This window comes from Agromyces ramosus, from assembly GCF_004216665.1.
Classification (GTDB): Bacteria; Actinomycetota; Actinomycetes; order Actinomycetales; family Microbacteriaceae; genus Agromyces; species Agromyces ramosus.
Window position 1 is genome coordinate 537956 of sequence record NZ_SGWY01000001.1, and the last position, 21953, is coordinate 559908.

A 21953-nucleotide genomic window follows, 5' to 3' on the forward strand; every position below is an offset into this window, starting at 1 on the left:
CTCATTCGCCGCCCTCCGGCACGGTGAGCACGATCGTGGTGCCGATGCCCTTGGTCGACCAGAGGCGCACCGTGCCGCCCTCCTGCTCGATGCGGGCCCGGATGGAGGTGCGGAGCCCGATGCGGTCCTCGGGCACCTCGCGTTCGTCGAATCCGACGCCGCTGTCCATCACGGCCACGGTCACCTCGCCGTCGCCGAGGCCGAGCGCCAGTTCGACCTCGGTGACGCCCGCATGGCGCGCGACGTTCACGAGGCACTGCGCGACCGCTGCGTCGAGCGCGGCGGCTCTCGCAGGCCCGAGGGCGCCGAGCACGCCGAGGTCGCCCGTCATCCGCACGTCGAGGCCGGCGTTCGCGGCGGCGGCGAACGCGCCCTCGAGCGTCGGCGTGTCGTCGGCCGGGGAGGCGCCCGTCGCCATCGCCGCGGGCGCGACGCGATCGCGGCCGCGTCCGGCGTCACCCGTCTGGACGGCCTGGCCGTGGTCGATCGCCCAGTCGCGGCCGACGATCAGTCCGAGGTCCTGCCGGATGCCGTCGCGGAGGCGCTGGTCGACGGGCCCGGAGCCCGCCGCGGCGATGGCCACGAGGTGGCTGAGCGCGGTGTCGTGCAGGCGTGCCGTCGCGCGGAGCTCGTAGTCGTGCCGGATGACGAGCACTCGCGTCTGCTGGCTGGCCCGGTGCAGGCCGGTCTCGCGACGCGAGTCGGAACGGCGGCTGAGCCCGTCGAACGTGCGCACCACGACCACGATGCCGAACGCGGTCGCGGCGGCGACGTTCGGCGCCCAATCCCCGCCCGCGAGCACCGCGCCGAGGAACGAGGCGGCCTCCCCGAGCCCGTAGCCGAGCGCGGCCCACGTGATCGCGAGCACGGAGCCCACCCCTGCGCCGCCCACGAGGATCAGGGCGACGCGCGGCAGCGCGAGGATCACGTTGTTCGTGGTCTCGAACCGGTACGCCGGATCCATCACGAGGACGGTGAGGGCGAGCACCGAGCCGGTGCCGACGACCAGGTACACGAGCGTGAGCGTGACGGTGGAGTACCGCGCGACGAGCACGAGGAGCACCGCCATCAGCGTGGAGAGGGCGGCGCCGACCCACCCGGCCGGGTCGCCGCCGATCGTGGCGCCGATGACGCCGACGACGGCACCGATGCCGAGGCAGACCCACGCGGCGCAATGTCCGGCGTGCGCCAGCGCCCGGCTCAGCGAATCGCGCGCGAGGTGTCCCGGCAACCCCAGGGTCATCGTGATCCTCCGCTCGGGGCCGTCGGCGATCCGAGCCGCGGCTTCCTGCGGATTATCGCATTCCGGCGCAACGGGCGCTGACGTTCGGTCCCGTCCCGCACCGCCTCGCGCCGTGCGCCGCTTCGCGCTCGGCATCGCGCGAGTCCTAGAAGAGCGCCGACGGATCGGGCGGCAGCCCGAGCGCGTCGGGCAGCCGCGTCGGCAGCCGCGTCGGCGGCGCGGCCGATCGCACGCCCCCGGTCACCGGGTCCTCCCGGCCGCGTTCGAGGCCGTGAGCCCTGATCAACGGCCGGATCCGTTCCCCCAGCCAGCGACGGTACGCCTTCGGCGCGTACGCGTTGGTGCCGTAGTACATCGAGCGGTACTTCGGCACGAGCTCGGGGTGCTCGCGCTCGAGCCACTGCATGAACCAGGGCTTGACGCCCCCCCTCAGGTGGAGGGCCGTGTAGAGCACGCTCGTGGCGCCCGCCGCCTTCGCCTGGCGCAGCGCCTCGTCGAGGTGCGCCCGCGTGTCGGTGAGGTACGGGAGGATCGGCATCAGGAAGATCGCGCAATCGAGTCCGGCGTCGCGCACCGCGGCCACGGTGGCGAGCCGTGCCTTCGTGCTCGGCGTACCCGGTTCCACCGACTGCTGCAGGTCGTGGTCGTAGACCGCGATCGACATGGCGAGGTCGACCGGCACGCGCGTCGCGGCATCCGCCAGCTGCGGCAGGTCGCGACGCAGCAGCGTGCCCTTCGTGAGGATGCTGAACGGCGTGCCGCTCGTCGTGAGGGCGTCGATGATGCCCGGCATGAGCGAGTAGCGGCCCTCGGCGCGTTGGTACGGATCGGTATTGGTGCCGAGGGCGACGGGCTCGTGCCGCCACGCCGGCTTCGCCAGCTCGGTGCGGAGCACGTCGGCGACGTTCACCTTCACGATGATCTGGCGGTCGAAGTCGTCGCCGGCGTCGAGGTCGAGGTACGTGTGGGTGGGGCGCGCGAAGCAATAGACGCAGGCGTGCGAGCATCCCCGGTAGGGGTTGATCGTCCAGCCGAACGGCATCGCCGACTGGCCCGGCACCTTGTTGAGCGCCGACTTGGCGAGCACCTCGTGGAACGTCACGCCGGCGAAGTCGGGAGTCTGCACCGAGCGCACCAGGTTGTTGAGCCTGGCGAGCCCGGGCAGCGTGTCGACCTGCTCGACGCCGAGTTCCTGTCCGCTCCACCGCATGCACTCATTCGAACACATGTTCGAATGCCAAGGCAAGCGGATGCCGCGGCGAGCCGTGGCCCGCTCGCGGCATCCGCCCACCGCGATCACGGCCGCGGCACGGCCTCCCGCGCGGCACGCACGGCGCGCCCGGCCGCCAGCTCGAGCCGCTCCCCCGTCCAGCGCCGCCGGAGCCACCGGTCGTGACTCGCGATCACGACGGCACCCGGGTAGGTGCCGAGGGCGTCCTCGAGGGCGGTCGCGAGGGCGAGCGACAGGTGGTTCGTCGGCTCGTCGAGCAGGAACACGTGCGGCGGTCGCGCGATCACGAGCGCCATGGCGAGACGCCGCTGCTGCCCGATGGAGAGCGATCCGACCGGCCTGGACTCGTCGCGCGGGGCGATGAGCCCGAGGCCCGCCAGCGGCACCTGCTCGGCGCGCCGCTCACCGAGCACGCGCTCGTAGAGGCGGCGTGGCGTGGCATCCGGATCGGCGAATCGCACGTCCTGCTCGAGGAGCTGCACGCGCAGCCCCTTGCGCCGGTGCACGATGCCCCGGTCGATGCCCTGCGTGCCGGCGAGCACGCCGAGCAGGGTCGACTTCCCCGCCCCGTTCGCCCCCGTGACGAGGAGGCGGGTGAGTGGTGCCACCTGCAGCGCGTCGAGCTCGAGCCGGCCGGCGACCGTCACGTCCGACAGCTGCAGCAGCAGGCCGGATGCCTCCTCCAGCGCGTGCGAGCCCGACGGGATGCCCGCGAAGGCGAGCGGCGTGGGGGGCTTGCGCACCTGCTCGCGCTCGAGCGTCTCGAGGCGGTGCTCCGCGTTGCGCACGCGTCGCGACACCGCCTGCTCGACGTTCCCGCGCTTGAAGTGCTTGAGGAACTTGTCGTTGTCGGTCGCCGCTCGCCCGTGCGACACGTTGCGTGCGGTCTCGGAGACCGAGGCGCGCAGCCGGCGCAGCTCGTCCTGCTCGTCCGCGTACTGCCGCCGCCAGCGATCGCGCTCCTCGGCCTGCACGGTGAGGAACTCGCTGAAGCCGCCGCCGAAGACGGTGCCCCCGGATGCCGCGAGCACCTCGTCGCGCGACCTGCCCGCATCGGCACCCGACCCGGCGAGCGCGAGCGCCCCCCGTCGGCCGGGGTCGAGGTCGAGCAGCCCGGTCGCGACGCGATCGAGGAACTCGCGGTCGTGGCTGGCGAACAGCACCGGCCCGCGCCAGGCGCGGAGCCGATCCTCGAGGAACGATGCGGCGTCGTCGTCGAGGTGGTTCGTCGGCTCGTCGAGCAGGAGCGCGTCGGGAACGCTGAGCAGCAGCGCCGCGAGGGCGAATCGGCTGCGCTGGCCGCCCGAGACCTCGCCGAGTCGACGGTCGATGCCGACGCCGGCGACGCCGAGCCCGTCGAGCAGCTCGTCGCGGCGCGACTCGGCCGACCACACGTCGGCACGCTCGGCCGCGTCGAGGGCGGCCGAGTACCGGGCAGCGGATGCCGCGGCGGCGCGTCCGTCGGAGGCGTCCGCGCGGGCGAGCTCCGCCGAGGCCGCGTCGAGCTCCCGCTCGATGGCACGCACCTCGGCGAGGGCCGCCTCGAGCACGTCGACGATCCGGTCGTCGGGGCCGAACGGGAGCTCCTGCGCGAGGAACCCCGTGCGGGCCGGGCGGGCGAGCCGCCCGGACACCGTCGCGTCGCCGAGGCCGGACGCTGCGGCATCCGCTCGACCGTCGGCCCCGGCGATCAGCCGGAGGAGCGTCGACTTGCCGACGCCGTTCTCGCCGATCAGGCCGAGCCGCTGGCCCGGCGCGACGGTGACGTCGAGGTCGGTGAAGACGCGTCGATGCGCGTAGGAGGCCGAGAGCCCGTCGGCGCGGAGATGGAGGGAGGGTGAGAGGTGTACAGCCATGCGAGACGTCCGTTCGCGAGGGCTCCCGAGCCGTCGCCCGGCACCGCCGGCGCGAGCTGGCACGAACGATGCACCGAGCGGGCGCGCACGCGGCACGGTGGCGCGGACGACGACCCGGGAGCGGAGTGGTGGATCCCGCCGGGCATCCGCCGTCGCGAAGGGTGCGCGCGACGCTGTCGCGATCAGTGGAAGGTGCACACCCGTGTCAACGGCGCCTCAGGCGCGGGACGATGGGATGTTCTCACTTCATAGCGGGGACGACGATAGCAGAGGTCATCCCGAGACGCCAAGCGCTGCGCATGTCGACCCGCGTGGGAATCCCGTGGACCCCTCGGAATCCCCGGGTGCGAGGATTCCGGCGACATACCGGGATTCCGCGTGCATCGAGTGCGGTCAGGCGGTGAGCTCGAGCACCTTCGCGGTCTCGCTGAGCGACGCCTCGGCGGCAGCGGGGTCGATCGACAGCTCCCGTCCGAAGCTCGGGATCATCTGGCGGAGCCTCGGCTCCCAGCCGACGAAGCGGTCGGGGAAACAGCGCGCGAGCACGTCGAGCATGATCGGCGCGGCGGTCGAAGCTCCCGGCGAGGCGCCGAGGAGTCCCGCGATCGTGCCGTCGGCGCCCGTGATGACCTCGGTGCCGAACTGGAGCACGCCGCCCTTCTCGGGGTCCTTCTTCATGACCTGGACGCGCTGGCCGGCGGTGATGAGCTCCCAGTCGCGGTCCTTCGCGGTGGGCATGAACTCGCGGAGGGCCGCCATCTTCTTCGCGCGCGACGCGAGGAGCTCCGAGACGAGGTACTTCACGAGGTCGAAGTTCTTGAGCCCGACCTGCAGCATCGGGCCGAGGTTGTGCAGCCGGATCGAGAACGGCAGGTCGAACCAGGTCGACGTCTTGAGGAACTTGGGCGTGAAGCCGGCGAAGGGGCCGAAGAGGAGTGCGGTCTCGCCGTCGACCACGCGGGTGTCGAGGTGCGGCACCGACATCGGCGGAGCGCCGACGGCGGCCTTGCCGTAGACCTTCGCCTGGTGCTGCGCCACGACCTTCGGGTTGGTCGTGCGGAGGAACTGGCCGGAGATGGGGAAGCCGCCGAAGCCCTTGATCTCGGGGATGCCCGAGTGCTGCAGCAGGGCGAGCGCTCCGCCGCCCGCGCCGACGAACACGAACCGCGCCCGCACGACCTTGGGCGTCTGCCCGACGAGGTGGCGCACGCGGAGCTTCCACGTGCCGTCCTTCTGGCGCTTCAGCCAGGTGACCTGGTGGTTCGTCTGGACGGACGCGCCGCGCCGCTCCAGGTCGCTGAGCAGGTACTTCGTGAGTGCGCCGAAGTCGACGTCGGTGCCCGACTCGACCCGCGTCGCGGCGACCTTCTGCCGGGGGTTGCGCTTCTTCGCGATGAGCGGGGTCCACTCGGCGATGCGCTCGAGGTCCTCGGTGTACTCCATGTCGGGGAACAGGGGTTCGTCCCTCAGCGCCTCCACGCGCTTCCTGAGGTACTCGATGTTCGCCCGGCCCTTCACGAACGTCATGTGCGGCGTCGCGTTGATGAAGTTGTGCGGCTCGGGCAGCGCGCCGATCGACACCAGGTACGCCCAGTACTGACGGCTCACCTGGAACTGCTCGTTGATCGAGACGGCCTTGGCTGCGCTCACGGTGCCGTCGGCGTTCTCGGGCATGTAGTTGAGCTCGCACAGGGCGGCGTGACCGGTGCCCGCGTTGTTCCACGCGTTCGAGGACTCCTGGGCGACCTCGCCGAGGCGCTCGTAGACGTTGATGCTCCAGTCGGGCTCCAACTGGGAGATGAGGGAGCCGAGCGTGGCGCTCATGATGCCCCCGCCGATGAGCACGACGTCGACGGTTTCCTCTGAATTCACGGATTCCAGTCTAGGTGCGTTGTGGCGGTGCCCCTGACCGGGTAGCATCCCCGCCCCCGCCCGTCAGGCCACTGGGGCTGCGGCATCCGCTCAGAGCGCGGCCACTCCCCCGGCGATGAGGCCGACGCCCGCGGTGATGAGCGCCGCCGTGAGCGAGACGACGCCGAGCCAGAGCAGCACGATCAGGCGGTTGGGCCGCTCGGGGTCCCTGCCGAGCACGGACAGGAAGAAGCCGGCGGGCATGAGGATCGCCGCGATCGGGACGCCGGTGCGGGCCAGCTGCATCCAGAAGCCGTCGAGCGCGGCGTACGAGATCACCGCGAGGATCGCGATCGACAGCACGAGCAGCACCGCGGCGTGCGCGTGGCCCGCCCGGAAGAAGCTCGTCTGCAATCCGTTCGCCGGCGCGTGCCCGCGCACGACGCGGGTGAGGAAGTACCCGCCGCTCTCGACGGTGACGAGCGCGAGCAGCAGGATGCCGATGAGGATGAGGTCGTTCGGATTCGGCATGGTGGGTACCTTCCGGGGACTCGAGGTGTGATTGGATAGTGTTACTCTCCAATACTAGAGAGTGGAACTATCCAATGCAAGGGAATGGCATGCGCATCTCCGCCCTCGCCGCCGCGGCCGACGTGCCGCTCGCCACCGTCAAGTACTACCTGCGCGAGGGCCTGCTGCACCCCGGAACCGCCACGTCGGCGACGCAGGCGAGCTACGACGAAACGCACGTGCGCCGCATCCGCGTCATCCGTGCGCTGACCGGGCCGGTGGGGCTCAGCGTGCAGCAGGCTCGCACGATCCTCGGCCTCATCGACGACCCCGGCGTCGATCTCTACGCCACGCTCGGCCGAGCGGTGGGCGCGCTTCCGCCGTCCGTCGAGGCGCCGACGTCTGACGACCCCGACCCCTTCCCCCGCGCCCGCGCCGCCCTCGCGGCGCTCGGGCAGGTCTACGACCCGCAGTTCGCGGCCGTCGCGCAGCTCGAGGCCGCCCTGGCGGCCACCGAGGCGGCCGGGATGCCGCTCAGCGACGACCGGCTGCTCGAGTACGGCCGCCGCCTGCGGGAGATCGCCGCCTTCGACCTCGAGCGGATGCCGCATGAGCCGCACGCCGCGGTCGAGTACACCGTGCTCGGCACCGCGCTGTACGAGCCCGTCATCCTCGCGCTGCGACGGCTGGCCCACCAGGACGTCGCCTCCCGGCGCGAACTCGGCTGACGCCGCCGCGCCGCGCCGGCGCTAGAGCCCCAGGCGCTCGAGCTCGCCCGACATGCGGCGGGCGATCTCGGCGTATCCCTCGTCGTTCGGGTGGATGCCGTCGACCGACATCCACTCGGGATGCCCCTCGAGCCAGCGCGAGGCGCCTTCGATGCGGTCGGCGCCGACCCGGTCGGCGGCGGACGCCACCCACTCGATGATCATGTCGACGGAGTCGGGGCGTTCGTCGGTGTACCAGAACGGCTCGACGACCACGAGCCGCGCCTCGGGCAGATCGTCCCTCAGCCGCTGCAGGTCGGCGCCGATCGCGGCCTCGATGTCATCGGCGGCGGCCGGCATCGAGAAGTTGTCGTTCAGGCCCATCGTCACGATCACGATGTCCGGCGGCGGGTCCAGCTCGACGATCCGGTCCACGAGGTCGCCGCCGAAGCCGCGGTTGTTCACGAAGCCCAGCCCGTCGACGCTCGGATTGAACTCGTACCAGCCCCGATCGTCGGCGATGATCGTCGACCACCGCCGCTCGGGCGAGCTCGCGCCGGTGCCGCGGGTGTACGAGTCGCCGTAGAACGCGACGATCGGGGCTCCGTCGCTCGGCGCCACTGGGCCGGCTTCGGTCGCGGTCGGCGAGCATGCCGCCAGCACGGCAACGGATGCCGCCGCCACGACGGCGCCGAGCACGGCGACGGCGCGGGCAGCCCGCGACCCCGGTCGGCCGCGGATCGCACGCGATTCGGTCATGGCGGTGGTTCGGACCCGACAGCCGAGCGGATGCCGCGACCGACCTCCTAGACGGCGGCCGGGAGCTTCGCCGCCACGAGCTCCGCGATCTGCACAGCGTTCAGCGCTGCGCCCTTGCGCAGGTTGTCGTTGGACACGAAGAGCACGAGGCCCGTGCCGTCGGGCGCGGACTGGTCCTGGCGGATGCGTCCGACGTAGCTCGGGTCGGTGCCGGCGGCCTGCAGCGGCGTGGGCACGTCGGAGAGCGCGACGCCCGGGGCATCCGCCAGCAGCTCGGTCGCGCGCTCGGGCGTGATCGGGTTGGCGAACTCGGCGTGGATGGAGAGCGAGTGCCCCGTGAAGACCGGCACGCGCACGCACGTGCCCGCGACGCGCAGGCCCGGCAGCTCGAGGATCTTGCGGCTCTCGTTGCGGAGCTTCTTCTCCTCGTCGGTCTCGAGGTCGCCGTCGTCGACGATCGAGCCCGCGAGCGGGATCACGTCGAACGCGATGGTGCGCGGGAACTTCTGCGCCTCGGGGAACTCCACCGCGCGACCGTCGTGCACGAGCTCGATCGCGTCCTGCGCGACCGCGGCGCGAGCCTGCTCGAGCAGCTCCTCACCACCGGCGAGGCCGGCGCCCGAGACCGCCTGGTAGGTCGAGATCATGAGGCGCTCGAGGCCCGCCTCGTCGTGCAGCACCTTCAGCACGGGCATGGCCGCCATGGTGGTGCAGTTCGGGTTCGCGATGATGCCCTTCGCGGCCTCGTCGATCGCGTGCGGGTTGACCTCGCTCACGACCAGGGGCACCTCGGGGTCCATGCGCCAGCCGCTCGAGTTGTCGATCACGGTGACGCCGGCGGCGGCGAAGCGCGGCGCCTGCGCCTTCGAGAGCGTGGCCCCCGCCGAGAAGATCGCGATGTCGAGGCCCGACGGGTCGGCCGTCGAGGCGTCCTCGATGACGACGTCCTCGCCCTTCCACGGCAGCGTCGAGCCGGCCGAGCGGGCCGACGCGAAGTAGCGGATCGAGGCGACCGGGAAGTCGCGCTCCTCGAGCAGGCGCCGCACGACCGCGCCGACCTGGCCGGTGGCGCCCACGACGCCGATGTTCACTCCGTTGGTGTTGCCCACGTCTCTTCCTCCATCACCCGTTCGGCCGCGCCGACGGGAAGCGTTCGTTCAATTGTCCCAGCCCCTGCGACCGAGGCCCGCCGTTCGCGGAACCTTGGCAGGAATCCCCCGCTGAGCGCGCGGATCTCGACGATCCCGCGTCAGTGGCCTCCGAGAGCACCGGATGCCGCGGCGACGACGTCGACCCTCAGCGCCCCGTGCCCGCGTGCACGACGGCGTCATCCTCGCCGTCGAGCTCGAACGCGGTGTGCACGGCGCGGGCTGCGGCGTGCACGCTGTCGGCGCGCGTCACGACCGAGATGCGGATCTCGCTCGTGGAGATCATCTCGATGTTGATCCCGGCGTTGTACAGGGCCTCGAACAGCCGTGCCGACACGCCCGTGGCCGAGCGCATCGCCGCCCCGACGAGCGAGAGCTTGCCGATCTGGTCGTCGTACTGCAGCGAGGCGAAGCCCACGGCATCCTGGGAGTTCGCGAGCGCGGTGAGCGCCCGCTCCCCGTCGGACTTCGGGAGCGTGAACGAGATGTCGGTGCGGCCGGTCGAGGCGGCCGAGACGTTCTGCACGATCATGTCGACGTTCGCGTTGGTGTTGGCGACGATCTTGAAGATCTTGGCGGCGACGCCGGGCACGTCGGGCACGCCGACGACCGTGATCTTCGCCTCGGTCAGGTCGACCGCGACACCCGCGATGACGGACTCTTCCACAGCTGCTCCTTCGGGAAGACGCGAGGGGTCGTAGACGATGGTCCCCTCGCTGTTGTTGAACGACGAACGCACGTGCAGGGTGACGCCGTGGCGCCGGGCGAACTCCACCGCCCTGATGTGCAGGACCTTGGCCCCGGATGCCGCGAGCTCGAGCATCTCCTCGCTCGTGATCCGGTCGAGCTTCCGCGCCTTCTTCACGATGCGGGGGTCGGACGTGAAGACGCCGTCGACGTCGGTGTAGATCTCGCACACGTCGGCCTCGAGCGCCGCCGCGAGCGCCACCGCCGTGGTGTCGCTGCCGCCGCGGCCGAGCGTGGTGATGTCGCGCGACTCGCGGCTGAAGCCCTGGAAGCCGGCGACGATGACGATCGCGCCGTCGTCGAGCGCCTCGCGGAGGCGCACCGGGGTGACGTCGACGATGCGCGCGGCGCCGTGCGTGGCATCCGTGATCATGCCCGCCTGGCTGCCGGTGAACGAGCGTGCCTCGTGCCCCATGCTCTTGATCGCCATCGCCAGGAGCGCCATCGAGATGCGCTCGCCGGCGGACAGCAGCATGTCGAGCTCGCGCGGCGCCTGGATCGGCGTGACCTCGTTCGCGAGGTCGAGCAGCTCGTCGGTCGTGTCGCCCATCGCGGAGACGGCGACCACCACGTCGTTGCCCGCCTTGCGGGTCTCGACGATGCGCTTGGCGACCCGCTTGATGCTCTCCGCGTCGGCGACGGACGACCCGCCGAACTTCTGCACGATCAAGCTCACGTGGTCTCCCAGGGGTGGTGGCAGGCGCCGGGATGCGCATCCGGTCGCCGGAAGCACCATCATACGGCGGCGCGTATGCGCCCCCGGCAATGTGACGACGGCCGGCGGCCCGACGCTAGAGTGCCCTCATGGCGGAAGCGCTCGAGGGGTGGACCGACTTCAACGTCGCCATGGTCGGCGCGACGGCGGCGCTCGCGGGCCTGATCATCGTGGCGATGTCGGTGAACATGTCCACCATCATGACGTCGGCGACGCTGCCGGCGCGTGCCGCGACCGCGATCGCCACGCTGGTGCTCGCGATCGTCGCCGGGGCGTTCGGACTGATCCCCGATCAGGGCACCTTCGCCTACGGCGTCGAGGTGCTGGTGGCCACGCTCATCGCGGGGGTCTTCCAGGCGCATGCGATCAACGTGATCATGAAGCAGACGTCGAATCGGGCGGGCTACCGGCTGCTGCAGAGCCTCGCCGGGCTGCTTCCGCTCGCGGCCTTCCTGACGGGGTCGGTGCTGGTCGTCGCGGGCGCGGCGTGGGCGGGGCTCGTCGCCCTCGCGTTCGGCTCGGTGCTCGCCGTGATCTCGGCCATCATCATCGCGTGGGTCGTGCTCGTGGAGGTGCTCCGCTAGGCCCGGCGCTGCGGGTCCCGGATGCCGCGGTCAGTCCCCGTGCGGTCGCGGCATGTACCACTCGGTGTACTCGGTCGCCCGGCCGTCGTCGGCGAGGCGGATGATCCAGAGATTGAGGTAGTCCTTCTCGGCGGGGTACTCCGTGCGCCCCTGCACCACGACGAAGTCGTCGTGCTCGTCGAGGATGGTCCAGTCGAACGACCACGTTCCGGGGTCGTCGAGATCCTCCAGCCATCCGGCGACGATGGCCTCGCGGCCGCGGCGCGGCTCGGCATCGGGTGCCGTCCGGTACACCGCGTCGTCGGTGAACAACGCGCCGATCTGCTCGGGGTCGTTCGATTCCCACGCCGCGATGTATCCCGCGACCCATTCCGCGCCCTTGCTCGCCATGCGTCCCATTCCAGCCGCGCCCACGCACCGGCGTCAAGGGGTGCGTCACGGTCGCCGGCGCCGGCGCCGGTGGCGCGGGTCAGCCGACGACGCGACGACCCTCGAACGCGCGACCGAGGGTCACCTCGTCGGCGTACTCGAGGTCGCCGCCGACCGGGAGCCCCGAGGCCAGCCGCGTGACGCGGATCTCGAGCGTGGTGAGCAGCCGGCTGAGGTAGGTGGCCGTCGCCTCGCCCTCGAGGTTGGGGTCGGTCGCGATGATGACCTCGACGACGGTGCCGTCGGCGAGTCGCTGCATGAGCTGCCTGATGCGGAGCTCGTCGGGCCCGATGCCGTCGATGGGGCTGATCGCCCCGCCGAGCACGTGGTAGAGCCCGCGGAACTCGCGGGTGCGCTCGATCGCGACGACGTCCTTCGCCTCCTCGACCACGCAGATGAGGGTGGGGTCGCGCCGCGGATCGCGGCAGATCGAGCAGGTCTCCTGCTCCGACACGTTGCCGCAGATGTCGCAGAAGCGCACCTTGTCGCGCACCTCGAGCAGGATCTCGGCGAGCCGGGTCACGTCGAAGTGCTCGGTCTGCACGATGTGGAACGCGATGCGCTGCGCGGACTTCGGGCCGATGCCGGGAAGTCGCCCGAGTTCGTCGATCAGCTCTTGGACGATGCCTTCGTACACGTGCTACCCGCGCTCCCCGAAGCCGGGGCGGCCGGGCGCCTCGACCTCCTCGAGGAAGGTCGCACCGAGCACCTCGCGCACGACGGACTCGCCGTAGCGCTGGATGCCGCCGTCGGCGGGAGCCGAGCCGGATCCGCCACGCGCGACGGATGCCTCGACGACCATCTCGGGCGCGGGCCCGGGATCGAACGGCGGCTCGTCGTCCTCGGGTGGCGCGTCGTCGTCGTGGGGGGCCGCGAGGTCGACGGGCGCCTCGGCGAGCCCGGCGGATGCCGCAGCCGGCGCCTCGGCGAGCGCAGTCGACGCCGCAGCAGGTGCCTCGGCGAGCGCGGTCGCCGATGGGCGGGCCGCGCCTGCCGGGGCGGACGCGGCGGACCCCGCCGACGCCCCATCGGCCTCGAGTCCGGTCGGGATCGCGATCGTGGCCCAGGAGTCGACGGGGCCGGAGGGCGCGGACGTGGAGGCCGTCGGCGCGGGCGTGGTCGACGACCGTGAGGCCCGTGACGCGGCGCCCTGCTCGGCACCCGTCGGTGCGGACCCGGTCGGTGCCGTGCCGGTGGCGGCAGGACCCGTCGACCCGCGGCCGGGCGGGGTGGCCGTCGTGGCCTCGGACGGCTCGGCGTCTGGCCGACCGGGATCGGCGTCGGGGGCGGCGGTCGGCGACGCGGCCGACGCCGTCTCGGCCGCGCGGGAGCCGGGCCCCTCGACCTTGGCGATGAACTTGACGGTGACGCCGAGCACATCGGCGATCGCGCTGCGCAGCAGTTCGCTGACGCTCTGGCCGGGTGCCCCGCCGCGGAAGCCCGCGACGTCCTGCTCGCTCGGGAACGCGAGCACCAGCACCTCGCCGTCGCGGAACTCGCGCACCTGGGCGGTGAACGCCACCATCCAGGCGCTGCGCTTCGTGCGCTGCAGCGAGGCGAGGACCTCGGGCCAGGCGTCGCGCATCTGCTGCAGCGTCACCGGCGCGACCGGCTTCGGCGCGGCGGGCGGCAGATCGGCCTCGGGCGCGTCGGCAGGGGGCGTGGCGGGTTCGGATGCCGCCGGTGTCGAGCCGGTCGCACCGGAAGACGCGGGCGCCGACGCCACTCCGGCGCTCGACGGCGCCGACTGGGCGCCACGCGCGGCGGGACGGTTCGCAGCGGCGGCAGGAGCGGCGGCAGGGGCTGCCGCGCGGGTCGCCGCCGCGGGCTCGACGGGCGCGCCGCCGCGAGCGGGCGGCGCCTGGCCCCCGGCATCCGTCGCGGCATCCGCGACGCCGACGCGGCGCTCGAGGCGCTCGACGCGAGCCAGGGCACCGCGCTCGGTGTCGTCGCTCGACGGCACGAGCACGCGCGCGAGCATGAGCTCGAGGTGGAGCCGCGGCGAGGTGGCGCCCGTCATCTCGGTGAGCGTCTGGTTCACGAGGTCGGCCACGCGCGAGAGCTCGGCCGAGCCGAACGTCGACGCCTGGGCGGCCATGCGCGCGAGCTCGTCGGCCGGCACGCCGCGCAGCACGGCCGCGGCCGCCTCGGGCGACGATGCCGCGACCACGATGAGGTCGCGAAGGCGCTCGAGCAGGTCTTCGACGAACCTGCGCGGATCCTGCCCGGTCTGCACGACGCGGTCGGCCGCGGCGAAGGCGCCTGCGGCGTCCTTCGCGCCGATGGCATCGACGACCTCGTCGAGGAGGGCGCCGTGGGTGTAGCCGAGCAGGGCGACCGCGCGCTCGTAGTCGATGGTGGGACCCTCGGAGCCGGCGATGAGCTGGTCGAGCAGCGAGAGCGTGTCGCGCGGAGACCCGCCGCCCGCGCGGACGACGAGCGGCAGCACGCCGGGTGCGACCTCGACGCCCTCTTCGCTGCAGAGCTGCTGCACGTACTCGAGCATCGGCCCGGGCGGCACAAGCCGGAACGGGTAGTGGTGCGTGCGCGATCGGATGGTGCCGAGCACCTTGTCGGGCTCGGTCGTGGCGAAGATGAACTTGATGTGCTCGGGCGGTTCCTCGACGAGCTTGAGCAGCGCGTTGAAGCCCTGCGGCGTCACCATGTGCGCCTCGTCGAGGATGAAGATCTTGTAGCGGTCGCGCGCGGGCGCGAACACGGCCCGCTCGCGGAGGTCGCGGGCGTCGTCGACGCCGTTGTGGCTCGCGGCGTCGATCTCGACGACGTCGAGCGAGCCGCTGCCGCCGCGCGAGAGCTCGATGCAGCTCGGGCACACGCCGCACGGCGTGTCGGTCGGCCCCTCGGCGCAGTTGAGGCAGCGGGCGAGGATGCGGGCCGAGGTGGTCTTGCCGCAGCCGCGTGGGCCGCTGAACAGGTAGGCGTGGTTCACCCGATCGGTGCGGAGCGCGGTCATGAGCGGCTCGGTCACCTGCGACTGTCCGATCATCTCGGCGAACGTCTCAGGCCGGTAGCGGCGATACAGGGCGGTGACCACGCATCAATCGTAGTTGCCGCGTGTGACACGGCGTCCGGATCCGGCAGGCGTAGCATTCCATGATCGGAAGGGGGCGAGATGACGGCGACGATGATGACCCCGGCACAGCTCGCACGGTTCGAGGCGCGACTCCGGGCGGAGCGCGCCGACGCCGAGGAACGGCTCGCGGAGTTCGACGACGCGATGGCCGAGGTACGCATCGCGAGATCGGATGCCACGGCCGACGACGAGCACGACCCGGAGGGCCCGACGATGACGCAGGAGTGGTCGCAGCGCACCGCGGTGCTGGCCGACGTGCGTGCGGAGCTCGCCGACGTCGACCGGGCGCTCGCGCGCATCGCCGACGGCAGCTACGGCATCTGCGCTCGCTGCGGCAAGCGCATCACCGTGCCCCGCCTCGACGCTCGCCCGACCGCCACGCTCTGCATCGACTGCGCCCGGCTGGTCGGCTGAGGCCTCACACGCCGGTCGTGGTCTCCGCGAGCGGGCCGGATGCCTCGAGCTCGCGCTCGACGCCGCCCTCCGTCGCCTCGGTTCCGCCGTGCGTGCGCGCGGCCGTCAGCCCCGAGAACGCGCGGATGAACAGCGGACTGCCGCCCAGCACGAGGTAGAGCGCCGCGCACGTCGCGAGCGTGGGCACGAGTCCGGCCTGCTCGACCGCCAGTCCGCCGAGCAACGCTCCCAGCGGCATCGACGCCGCGACGCCGGCGGTGGTGGCGCCGAACACGCGGGCTCGCATGCCGTCGGGCACCTCGCCGTACATCGCGGTCGCCATCATGGGATTCAGCGCGCCGGCGGCGAGTCCGGACAGCGCGAGCACGGGCAGCAGCACGGGCAGCGGCGCGCCCAGTGCCATCGCGAGGTACGGCGGCGCACCGGCGAGCACGAAGCACGTCGCGAACATGAGCCGCCCCGAGTAGCGGTGCCCGAACACCCCGAAGATCGCCGAGCCGGTGAGGGCGCCGGCGGCGAAGCATCCGACCATGAAGCCGAGCATCGCGGGGTCGTGCAGCACCTCGGTGGCGTAGACCGGCTTCAGCACGGTCATGCCCGCGGCGTCGATCGCGTTCGTGAGCGTCACGAGCAGCACGATCGCCCGCAGCAGCGGGTTCGTCGCGATGAATCGGATGCCGGCGACGAAGCCGCCCGTGCCGTTCGAGTCAGCGCCCGACGCCTCGTCGTCGGCGGCGGCGGCGGCGGCACGCGGCACGAAGCACGCGACGAGCAGCGCCGACACGAGGAATCCCGCCGCGTCGACGACGAGCGCCGGCACGGGGCCGAGCAGGGCGACGAGCGCCCCGGCGACGCCGGCACCCACCATCGAGGCGGTGCGCTGCACGGCGGACTGGGCGCCGGCGGCGCGGGCGAGCGGCATCCGCGCAAGGCGCGCGAGGTCGGGCACGAGCGCGGTCTTGGCGGTGTCGCCGGGCGGGTCCAGGAGTCCGCCGAGGAACACGAGTGCGAGCAGCACGCCGAACGGCAGGCCGACCGCGGCGCTGAGCAGGGGGATCGCGATCACGGTGAGACCGCTCGCGACATCCGCGACGATGCTCGAGACGCGGTAGCCGAACCGGTCGACGAGCACGCCGCCGAAGGTGCCGCCGATCACCAGGGGCACCGTCGCGAACACGCCGGCGACGCCCGCGGCGAGGGGCGAACCCGTCTCGACCAGCGCGATGATCGGGATGGCGATGAGCGCGATCGCGTTGCCCCCGAGCGAGAAGAACTGCGCGGCGAAGAGCGCGAGGATCGGCAGGCGCCGGCGCGGGGCGGCTGCTGCGGTCTCGGCGGTCACGACTCGCTCCTCGGGAACGTGTGCGTGATCCAGCGCACCGACCGCGTGCCCTCGCGGGGCTCGCGACCGACGCTCCACCACTTCTCGCGCACCGCGGCGAGCTCGGCGGTCAGCTCGCGGAACTCGTCGAGCGTGAGCTGGGCGGCGCCGTCGCTCGAGTCGGAGGCGGCGACCCACTCGGGGTCGAGCGACAGCTCGGCGTCGACCGCCTCCAGCAGCTCGCGATGGTAGGCGTCGAGCACGGCGCGTCGCACGGCGTCGGATGCCTCGCGCCGCTCGGGATCGTCGAGGAACTCCTCGGTGCGCCAGCTGGTCATCTCGTGGGCGGCGCGCCACCAGCGCTCGCGCCCGTCGCGCTCGAGCTCGGGCGCCGGCACGACGAACCCGTGCTTCGCGAGCGTCGAGAGGTGGTAGCTCACCGAGCCGGATGCCGCACCCGTCGACCGCGCGAGTGCGCCGACCGACTGCGGCCCCTCGACGCGCAACAGGCCGAGGATGCGCAGGCGCAGCGGGTGCGCGAGCGCGCGCATGGAACCCGTGTCGTGGACCTGGATCGCGCGCTCGGCGGGCCGCTCGGCGATCGGATCGCGCCGCCCGACGCGGGGATCGGGCTGCTCGGGGTGGGACATGCCCCCATGGTAACTCCGCAAGATTTCTTGCACAATACTTCTTGCACAAAACTTCTTGCCGAAAACCGGTTGGCGCGAGGACGCAATCGGTGGGTCAGGCGGGTCGGGCACGCGCCGATCCCGTCGTCGCAGCGACGGCCGTCGGCACGGATCAGGCGTCGACGACCGCGAGCGCCTGCCGCGCGATCTCGAGCTCCTCGTTCGTGGGCACGACGAGCACGGCCACCTTCGAGGCATCCGTCGAGATGCGACGGGCGTCGCTCCCCCGCCGGCGGTTGCGCTCGGGATCGACCTCGACCCCGAAGCCCTCGAGCCCCGCGAGCGACCACTCGCGCACGATCGACGCGTTCTCGCCGACGCCCGCCGTGAACACGATCGCGTCGACCCGCCCGAGCTGCGCGGCGTAGGCGCCGACGTACGAGCGGATGCGGTGCGCGTACACCTCCAGCGCGAGCGTCGCCGCGTCGTCGCCCGACTCGCTCGCCTGCACCAGGTCGCGCATGTCGGCGTGACCGCCGAGCCCGAGGATGCCGCTCCGCGAGTTGAGCAGCCGGTCCGTCGCATCCGTGTCGAGGCCCGCGACCCGTTGCAGGTGGAGCAGCACCGCTGGGTCGATGTCGCCGGAGCGGGTGCCCATCACGAGGCCCTCGAGCGGGGTCATTCCCATGCTCGTCTCCACGGAGCGCCCGCCCGAGACGGCGCACGCCGACGCGCCGTTGCCGAGGTGCAGCACGATCATGCGCAGCTCGTCGACGGGGCGACCGAGGAACTCGGCCGCCGCACGCGACACGAACCGGTGCGAGGTGCCGTGGAATCCGTAGCGGCGCACCCGGTGCTCCGCGGCGAGCTCCCGATCGATGGCGTAGGTGTACGCCGCCGGCGGCAGCGTCTGGTGGAACGCCGTGTCGAACACCGCCACGTGCGGCACGTCGGGGAACGCCCGCTCGGCCGCGACGATGCCCGCGAGGTTCGCGGGGTTGTGCAGCGGTGCGAGGACCTCGAGCTCCTCGATGTCGCGCTTCACCCGGTCGGTGACGACCGTGGGCTCGAAGAAGCGCGCGCCGCCCTGCACCACGCGGTGGCCGACGGCGACGGGCGGGTGATCGTCGAGCGACGGCCCGTGCTCGGCGAATGCGTCGAGCATGTGCGCGAAGGCGGCGTCGTGGTCGGGCACGGCCACGTCGACCCGGAACGTGTCGTCGGCGGCATCCGACCCGGGCGACGACGGATGCCGCACGGTATGCGTCGCCCGACCCTCCGCCTGCCCGATCCGCTCGATCAGCCCGCTCGCGAGGGGCTCGCCCGCCTCGACGTCGGTCAGCTGGTACTTCATCGACGACGAACCCGAGTTGACGACGAGGACGACGCTCACGAGGCATCCGCCGCCTGGATCGCCGTGATGGCCACGGTGTTCACGATGTCCTGCACGAGCGCGCCGCGGGAGAGGTCGTTGATGGGCTTGTTGAGGCCCTGCAGCACCGGGCCGATCGCGACGGCGCCCGACGAGCGCTGCACGGCCTTGTAGGTGTTGTTGCCGGTGTTGAGGTCGGGGAAGATGAAGACCGTCGCGCGGCCGGCCACGTCGGACTCGGGGAGCTTCGTGCGGGCGACCGCGGCGTCGGCGGCGGCGTCGTACTGGATCGGCCCCTCGACGGCGAGCTCGGGGGCGCGCTCGCGCACGAGCTCGGTGGCCCGCCGCACCTTGTCGACATCGGCGCCAGTGCCGGACTCGCCCGTGGAGTACGACAGCATGGCCACGCGCGGCTCGATGCCGAACTGCGCGGCCGTCGCCGCCGACGAGATGGCGATGTCGGCGAGCTGCTCGGCGGTGGGCACCGGCACGATCGCGCAGTCGCCGTAGACGAGCACGCGATCGGCGAGCGCCATGAGGAACACGCTCGACACCACGTCGACGCCGGGCCTCGTCTTGATGATCTCGAACGCGGGCCGGATGGTGTGCGCCGTGGTGTGCACCGCGCCCGACACCATGCCGTCGGCGAGGTCGAGCGCGACCATCATCGTGCCGAAGTACGACACGTCCTGCACCGTCTCGCGCGCCTGCTCGAGCGTGATCCCCTTGTGCGCACGGCGCCGGTGGTACTCGTCGGCGAACCGGTAGACCAGCACGTGGTCGTGGTTCGAGAGCACCGTGGCCCGCGAGATGTCGAGGCCCAGCCCGATGGCCCGGGAGCGGATCTCGATCTCCTCGCCCAGGATGGTGAGGTCGGCGACATCGCGGGCGAGCAGCGTGGCCGCGGCGCGCAGGATGCGGTCGTCGTAGCCCTCGGGCAGCACGATGTGCTTGCGCGCGCGGCGCGCCCGCTCGAGCAGCCCGTACTCGAACATGAGCGGCGTCACGACCTCGGGCGAGGCGACGTCGAGCAGGTCGAGCAGGGCGTGCCCGTCGACGTGCCGCTCGAAGAGCGAGAGCGCGGTGTCGCGCTTGCGCTGGGACTCGGCGGCGAGCCGGCCGCGCGTCTGCGTGATGGACAGGGCGGTGTCGTAGCTGCCGAGCTGCGTGCGGATGATCGGCAGCCCCGCCTCGAGCCCGCCGATGAGCCGCTCCACCGCATCGGAGAGCGGGAACCCGCCGTTCAGCACGATGCCGGAGATCGAGGGGAAGGTCGCCGACGCATGCGCGGTGAGCACGCCGAGCAGCACCTCGCTGCGGTCGCCGGGAACCACGACCACCGACCCCTCGATGAGGCGGGTGAGCACGTTCTCCATCGACATCGCGGCGATCACGACGCCGAGCGCCTCGCGGTCGAGCAGGGCGGGGTCTCCGGCGTACAGCGTGCCGTCGACGGCCTCCATGATGGCGCGCATCGACGGCGCGACGAGGTAGGGGTCCTCGGGGATGGCCCACACGGCGACGGATGCCGCGGCGAGCATCTCGCGGCCCGTGACCACGTCGATGTCCCAGCGGGCTGCGGCACCGACGAGGTCGACGATCTCGAGGAGCCGTTCGGGGTCGGCGCGGTTCACGACCACGCCGAGGAGCGTCGCGTGCTCGCGGGCGAGCTCCTCGATCGCGAGCTCGGTGAGCTGGGCGAGCTCGTCGGGCGTTCGCGCCTCCGCATGGCCGAGTCGCTCCGAGGCGCCGCGGCCCTGGCCGACGCGGCCGCCCAGTACGAGCAGCACGGGGGCGCCGAGGTTGGCGGCGATGCGGGCGTTGTAGCCGAGCTCGGTCGGGCTCCCGACGTCCGTGAAGTCGGAGCCGATGATGACGACCGCGTCGCAGCGGTCCTCGACGGCCTTGAAGCGCCGCACGATGGTGGCGAGCGCCTGGTCGGGATCGGCGTGCACCTCGTCGTACGAGACGCCGATCGCCTCGTCGTACTCGAGCGGCACGACGCCGTCGTGGGCGAGCAGCAGGTCGAGCACGTAGTCGCGCTCCTCGGTGGAGCGGGAGATCGGCCGGAACACGCCGACGCGGGTCGCGCGCCGGGCGAGGGTGTCGAGCGCGCCGAGCGCGACGGTGGACTTCCCCGTGTTCCCCTCGGCCGAGCAGATGTAGATGCGGTGCGCCACGCGCTCCAGCCTATTGGGCGCCCGCCCCGCGGCGGTCGGCGAATCGGCGCGGATGCCTCGTGCCGATGCCGCGCGTGGGCCAGCGGCATCCGCTCGCAGGGCTCGACGGCGTACATCGCGCGGGTCCGGCTCGGGTAGACTGTCCGAGGCTCCTCACGTGGCGCCATCCAGGCCAACTCCCCCAGGGCGGAAACGCAGCAAGGGTAACCGGGCTCTGGCGGGTGCGTGGGGAGTCTCAGGAGGATTCGCCTAGTGGCCTATGGCGCACGCTTGGAAAGCGTGTTGGGTGAAAGCCCTCGGGGGTTCGAATCCCCCATCCTCCGCCAAGAAGACCCGGGTGATGCGCACAGCGCTCATCCGGGGTTCGAATCCCCCATCCTCCGCCAGCGAGCGCTGGGCCCGATCGCGTCAGGCGGTCGGGCCCTTCGCGTCTTCGCCGCGTGCGCCCGAGGCGTGGTTCCCGCCGCACTGCGCCGCGGCATCCGCTCGTGTCCTCATTAATGCCGAATGGCGCGCCGACCATGCGCATCGGATGATGAAGGAGATGTCAACGACACCGTTGGAAACTAGGAGTGGGGACGCAGGGGGCTCCTCCAACGGGTCGACGGCAGTAAGGGGCGACGGCCTCAGGGTGTTCACCCTGAGGCCGCGTCGCACCCTCACACGGAGCATCGGACTCCCGGTCTTCGCCCTCGTGCTCCCGCTGCTCGCGGCCGAGCTGTGGCTGCTCGATCCGCGCGGTTCGTGGCCGGTCGTGGCCTGGACCGGCGCGGTCACCGCCGTGCTGATCGTCGCCGCATGGGTCGCCTACCAGCGCACGCAGGCGTCGCTCAGCCAGTACGGCATCGTCGAGCGTGGATTCTTCGGCGGCACCTACACCGTCGCGGCGCGCGACATCGCGGGGGTGCTGCGCGTGCAGCTGTACCGATCGAACAGCCTCGACACCACGCAGGAGCTCTTCGTCGTGAGCCGCACGGGCCGGGGCGTGTTCCGCATGCGCGGCCGGTTCTGGAACACCGCCACGATGGATCGCGTCGCGGGCATCCTGGGTGCCGAGGAGACCGTGCGCGCGGAGCCCGTCACGCTCGCCGAGCTGCGGCAGACCGACCCCGAGCTCCTCTACTGGTTCGAGCGGCGCTCGCTGACCCGCTGACTCGCGGCAC

At 72.2% G+C, this 21953-nt stretch carries 19 protein-coding genes, 1 tRNA gene and 1 other RNA gene; 6 read left to right on the top strand and 15 right to left on the bottom strand.

The window, feature by feature from the left end:
• Nucleotide 1: 1 nt before the first annotated feature.
• The 5 genes from EV187_RS02460 to EV187_RS02480 form a co-directional block, all read right to left on the bottom strand.
• Nucleotides 2-1243 carry a sensor histidine kinase gene (locus EV187_RS02460; protein WP_130351441.1) on the bottom strand — a complete coding sequence of 414 codons (1242 nt, stop codon included), beginning with the start codon at nucleotides 1241-1243 and terminating at the stop codon, nucleotides 2-4.
• A gap of 145 nt (nucleotides 1244-1388) precedes the next feature.
• Nucleotides 1389-2453 (bottom strand): Rv2578c family radical SAM protein, encoded by a 1065-nt coding sequence (locus EV187_RS02465; protein WP_130351442.1) that lies wholly within the window; start codon nucleotides 2451-2453, stop codon nucleotides 1389-1391.
• 86 nt (nucleotides 2454-2539) lie between these two features.
• A complete protein-coding gene (locus tag EV187_RS02470; protein ID WP_130351443.1) occupies nucleotides 2540-4330 on the bottom strand; it encodes an ABC-F family ATP-binding cassette domain-containing protein in 1791 nt (596 codons plus the stop codon).
• Between the two features lie 393 nt (nucleotides 4331-4723).
• Nucleotides 4724-6250, bottom strand: a complete 1527-nt coding sequence (locus tag EV187_RS02475) for a malate:quinone oxidoreductase (RefSeq protein WP_130351444.1) — start codon at nucleotides 6248-6250, stop codon at nucleotides 4724-4726.
• Nucleotides 6251-6292: 42 nt separating this feature from the next.
• The gene (locus EV187_RS02480) at nucleotides 6293-6712 is read right to left on the bottom strand and encodes a hypothetical protein (RefSeq protein WP_130351445.1); all 420 of its coding nucleotides are present in this window, start codon (nucleotides 6710-6712) and stop codon (nucleotides 6293-6295) included.
• An 89-nt stretch (nucleotides 6713-6801) separates the two neighbouring features.
• Here EV187_RS02480 and EV187_RS02485 point away from each other — a divergent pair, with 89 nt between their 5' ends.
• Entirely contained in the window at nucleotides 6802-7419 is a 618-nt protein-coding gene (locus EV187_RS02485) for a MerR family transcriptional regulator (protein ID WP_130351446.1), read from the top strand.
• A 21-nt stretch (nucleotides 7420-7440) separates the two neighbouring features.
• On the opposite strand, the gene EV187_RS02490 is transcribed toward EV187_RS02485, so the two are convergent.
• From EV187_RS02490 to EV187_RS02500, 3 genes are all read right to left on the bottom strand, one after another.
• Nucleotides 7441-8157 (bottom strand): SGNH/GDSL hydrolase family protein, encoded by a 717-nt coding sequence (locus EV187_RS02490; RefSeq protein ID WP_130351447.1) that lies wholly within the window; start codon nucleotides 8155-8157, stop codon nucleotides 7441-7443.
• 47 nt (nucleotides 8158-8204) lie between these two features.
• Nucleotides 8205-9266, bottom strand: coding sequence for an aspartate-semialdehyde dehydrogenase (locus EV187_RS02495; protein WP_130351448.1), 1062 nt, complete (start codon nucleotides 9264-9266; stop codon nucleotides 8205-8207).
• Between the two features lie 187 nt (nucleotides 9267-9453).
• Nucleotides 9454-10728, bottom strand: coding sequence for an aspartate kinase (locus EV187_RS02500; RefSeq protein WP_130351449.1), 1275 nt, complete (start codon nucleotides 10726-10728; stop codon nucleotides 9454-9456).
• A 128-nt stretch (nucleotides 10729-10856) separates the two neighbouring features.
• Between EV187_RS02500 and EV187_RS02505 the strand changes: the two genes are divergently transcribed.
• Entirely contained in the window at nucleotides 10857-11351 is a 495-nt protein-coding gene (locus EV187_RS02505) for a hypothetical protein (protein ID WP_130351450.1), read from the top strand.
• Between the two features lie 30 nt (nucleotides 11352-11381).
• Here EV187_RS02505 and EV187_RS02510 read toward each other — a convergent pair whose 3' ends face one another.
• The 3 genes from EV187_RS02510 to EV187_RS02520 form a co-directional block, all read right to left on the bottom strand.
• Nucleotides 11382-11741: a nuclear transport factor 2 family protein gene (locus tag EV187_RS02510; RefSeq protein WP_130351451.1), complete on the bottom strand. Its 360-nt coding sequence runs from the start codon at nucleotides 11739-11741 to the stop codon at nucleotides 11382-11384.
• A 79-nt stretch (nucleotides 11742-11820) separates the two neighbouring features.
• Nucleotides 11821-12417, bottom strand: a complete 597-nt coding sequence (gene recR / locus EV187_RS02515) for a recombination mediator RecR (RefSeq protein WP_130351452.1) — start codon at nucleotides 12415-12417, stop codon at nucleotides 11821-11823.
• 3 nt (nucleotides 12418-12420) lie between these two features.
• Nucleotides 12421-14835, bottom strand: coding sequence for a DNA polymerase III subunit gamma and tau (locus EV187_RS02520; RefSeq protein WP_130351453.1), 2415 nt, complete (start codon nucleotides 14833-14835; stop codon nucleotides 12421-12423).
• 78 nt (nucleotides 14836-14913) lie between these two features.
• Between EV187_RS02520 and EV187_RS02525 the strand changes: the two genes are divergently transcribed.
• Nucleotides 14914-15288 carry a TraR/DksA family transcriptional regulator gene (locus tag EV187_RS02525; RefSeq protein WP_242609391.1) on the top strand — a complete coding sequence of 125 codons (375 nt, stop codon included), beginning with the start codon at nucleotides 14914-14916 and terminating at the stop codon, nucleotides 15286-15288.
• Between the two features lie 4 nt (nucleotides 15289-15292).
• Here the strand turns inward: EV187_RS02525 and EV187_RS02530 are convergent, their stop codons facing one another.
• The 4 genes from EV187_RS02530 to pta form a co-directional block, all read right to left on the bottom strand.
• Nucleotides 15293-16630, bottom strand: coding sequence for an MFS transporter (locus tag EV187_RS02530; protein ID WP_165391078.1), 1338 nt, complete (start codon nucleotides 16628-16630; stop codon nucleotides 15293-15295).
• Nucleotides 16627-17259: an ArsR/SmtB family transcription factor gene (locus tag EV187_RS18275; RefSeq protein ID WP_165391079.1), complete on the bottom strand. Its 633-nt coding sequence runs from the start codon at nucleotides 17257-17259 to the stop codon at nucleotides 16627-16629. The genes EV187_RS02530 and EV187_RS18275 overlap by 4 nt, the downstream gene beginning before the upstream one ends.
• A 151-nt stretch (nucleotides 17260-17410) precedes the next feature.
• On the bottom strand, nucleotides 17411-18631 hold the full coding sequence (locus EV187_RS02535) for an acetate/propionate family kinase (RefSeq protein WP_130351455.1): 1221 nt from the start codon (nucleotides 18629-18631) through the stop codon (nucleotides 17411-17413).
• Nucleotides 18628-20790 carry a phosphate acetyltransferase gene (gene pta / locus EV187_RS02540; RefSeq protein WP_130351456.1) on the bottom strand — a complete coding sequence of 721 codons (2163 nt, stop codon included), beginning with the start codon at nucleotides 20788-20790 and terminating at the stop codon, nucleotides 18628-18630. The genes EV187_RS02535 and pta overlap by 4 nt, the downstream gene beginning before the upstream one ends.
• Before the next feature lie 144 nt (nucleotides 20791-20934).
• On the opposite strand from pta, the gene ffs reads away from it, so the two are divergent.
• The 3 genes from ffs to EV187_RS02555 all read left to right on the top strand — a co-directional run bounded on the left by ffs (nucleotide 20935) and on the right by EV187_RS02555 (nucleotide 21943).
• Nucleotides 20935-21031, top strand: an RNA gene (gene ffs / locus EV187_RS02545) — signal recognition particle sRNA small type.
• A tRNA-Ser gene (locus EV187_RS02550) sits at nucleotides 21029-21116 on the top strand. Before ffs ends, EV187_RS02550 begins: the two co-directional genes overlap by 3 nt.
• 305 nt (nucleotides 21117-21421) lie before the next feature.
• Complete coding sequence (locus EV187_RS02555) at nucleotides 21422-21943, top strand: hypothetical protein (protein ID WP_130351457.1); 522 nt, start codon at nucleotides 21422-21424, stop codon at nucleotides 21941-21943.
• Nucleotides 21944-21953: the final 10 nt, after the last annotated feature.

Excerpts from the sequence above, each read along its gene's own strand:
- EV187_RS02460 (WP_130351441.1), bottom strand. The coding sequence starts at position 1,243 with ATGACCCTGGGGTTGCCGGGACACCTCGCGCGCGATTCGCTGAGCCGG.
- EV187_RS02465 (WP_130351442.1), bottom strand. The coding sequence starts at position 2,453 with ATGCGGTGGAGCGGACAGGAACTCGGCGTCGAGCAGGTCGACACGCTG.
- EV187_RS02470 (WP_130351443.1), bottom strand. The coding sequence starts at position 4,330 with ATGGCTGTACACCTCTCACCCTCCCTCCATCTCCGCGCCGACGGGCTC.
- EV187_RS02475 (WP_130351444.1), bottom strand. The coding sequence starts at position 6,250 with ATGCTACCCGGTCAGGGGCACCGCCACAACGCACCTAGACTGGAATCC.
- EV187_RS02480 (WP_130351445.1), bottom strand. The coding sequence starts at position 6,712 with ATGCCGAATCCGAACGACCTCATCCTCATCGGCATCCTGCTGCTCGCG.
- EV187_RS02485 (WP_130351446.1), top strand. The coding sequence starts at position 6,802 with ATGCGCATCTCCGCCCTCGCCGCCGCGGCCGACGTGCCGCTCGCCACC.
- EV187_RS02490 (WP_130351447.1), bottom strand. The coding sequence starts at position 8,157 with ATGACCGAATCGCGTGCGATCCGCGGCCGACCGGGGTCGCGGGCTGCC.
- EV187_RS02505 (WP_130351450.1), top strand. The coding sequence starts at position 10,857 with ATGGCGGAAGCGCTCGAGGGGTGGACCGACTTCAACGTCGCCATGGTC.
- EV187_RS02510 (WP_130351451.1), bottom strand. The coding sequence starts at position 11,741 with ATGGCGAGCAAGGGCGCGGAATGGGTCGCGGGATACATCGCGGCGTGG.
- EV187_RS02525 (WP_242609391.1), top strand. The coding sequence starts at position 14,914 with ATGACGGCGACGATGATGACCCCGGCACAGCTCGCACGGTTCGAGGCG.
- EV187_RS18275 (WP_165391079.1), bottom strand. The coding sequence starts at position 17,259 with ATGTCCCACCCCGAGCAGCCCGATCCCCGCGTCGGGCGGCGCGATCCG.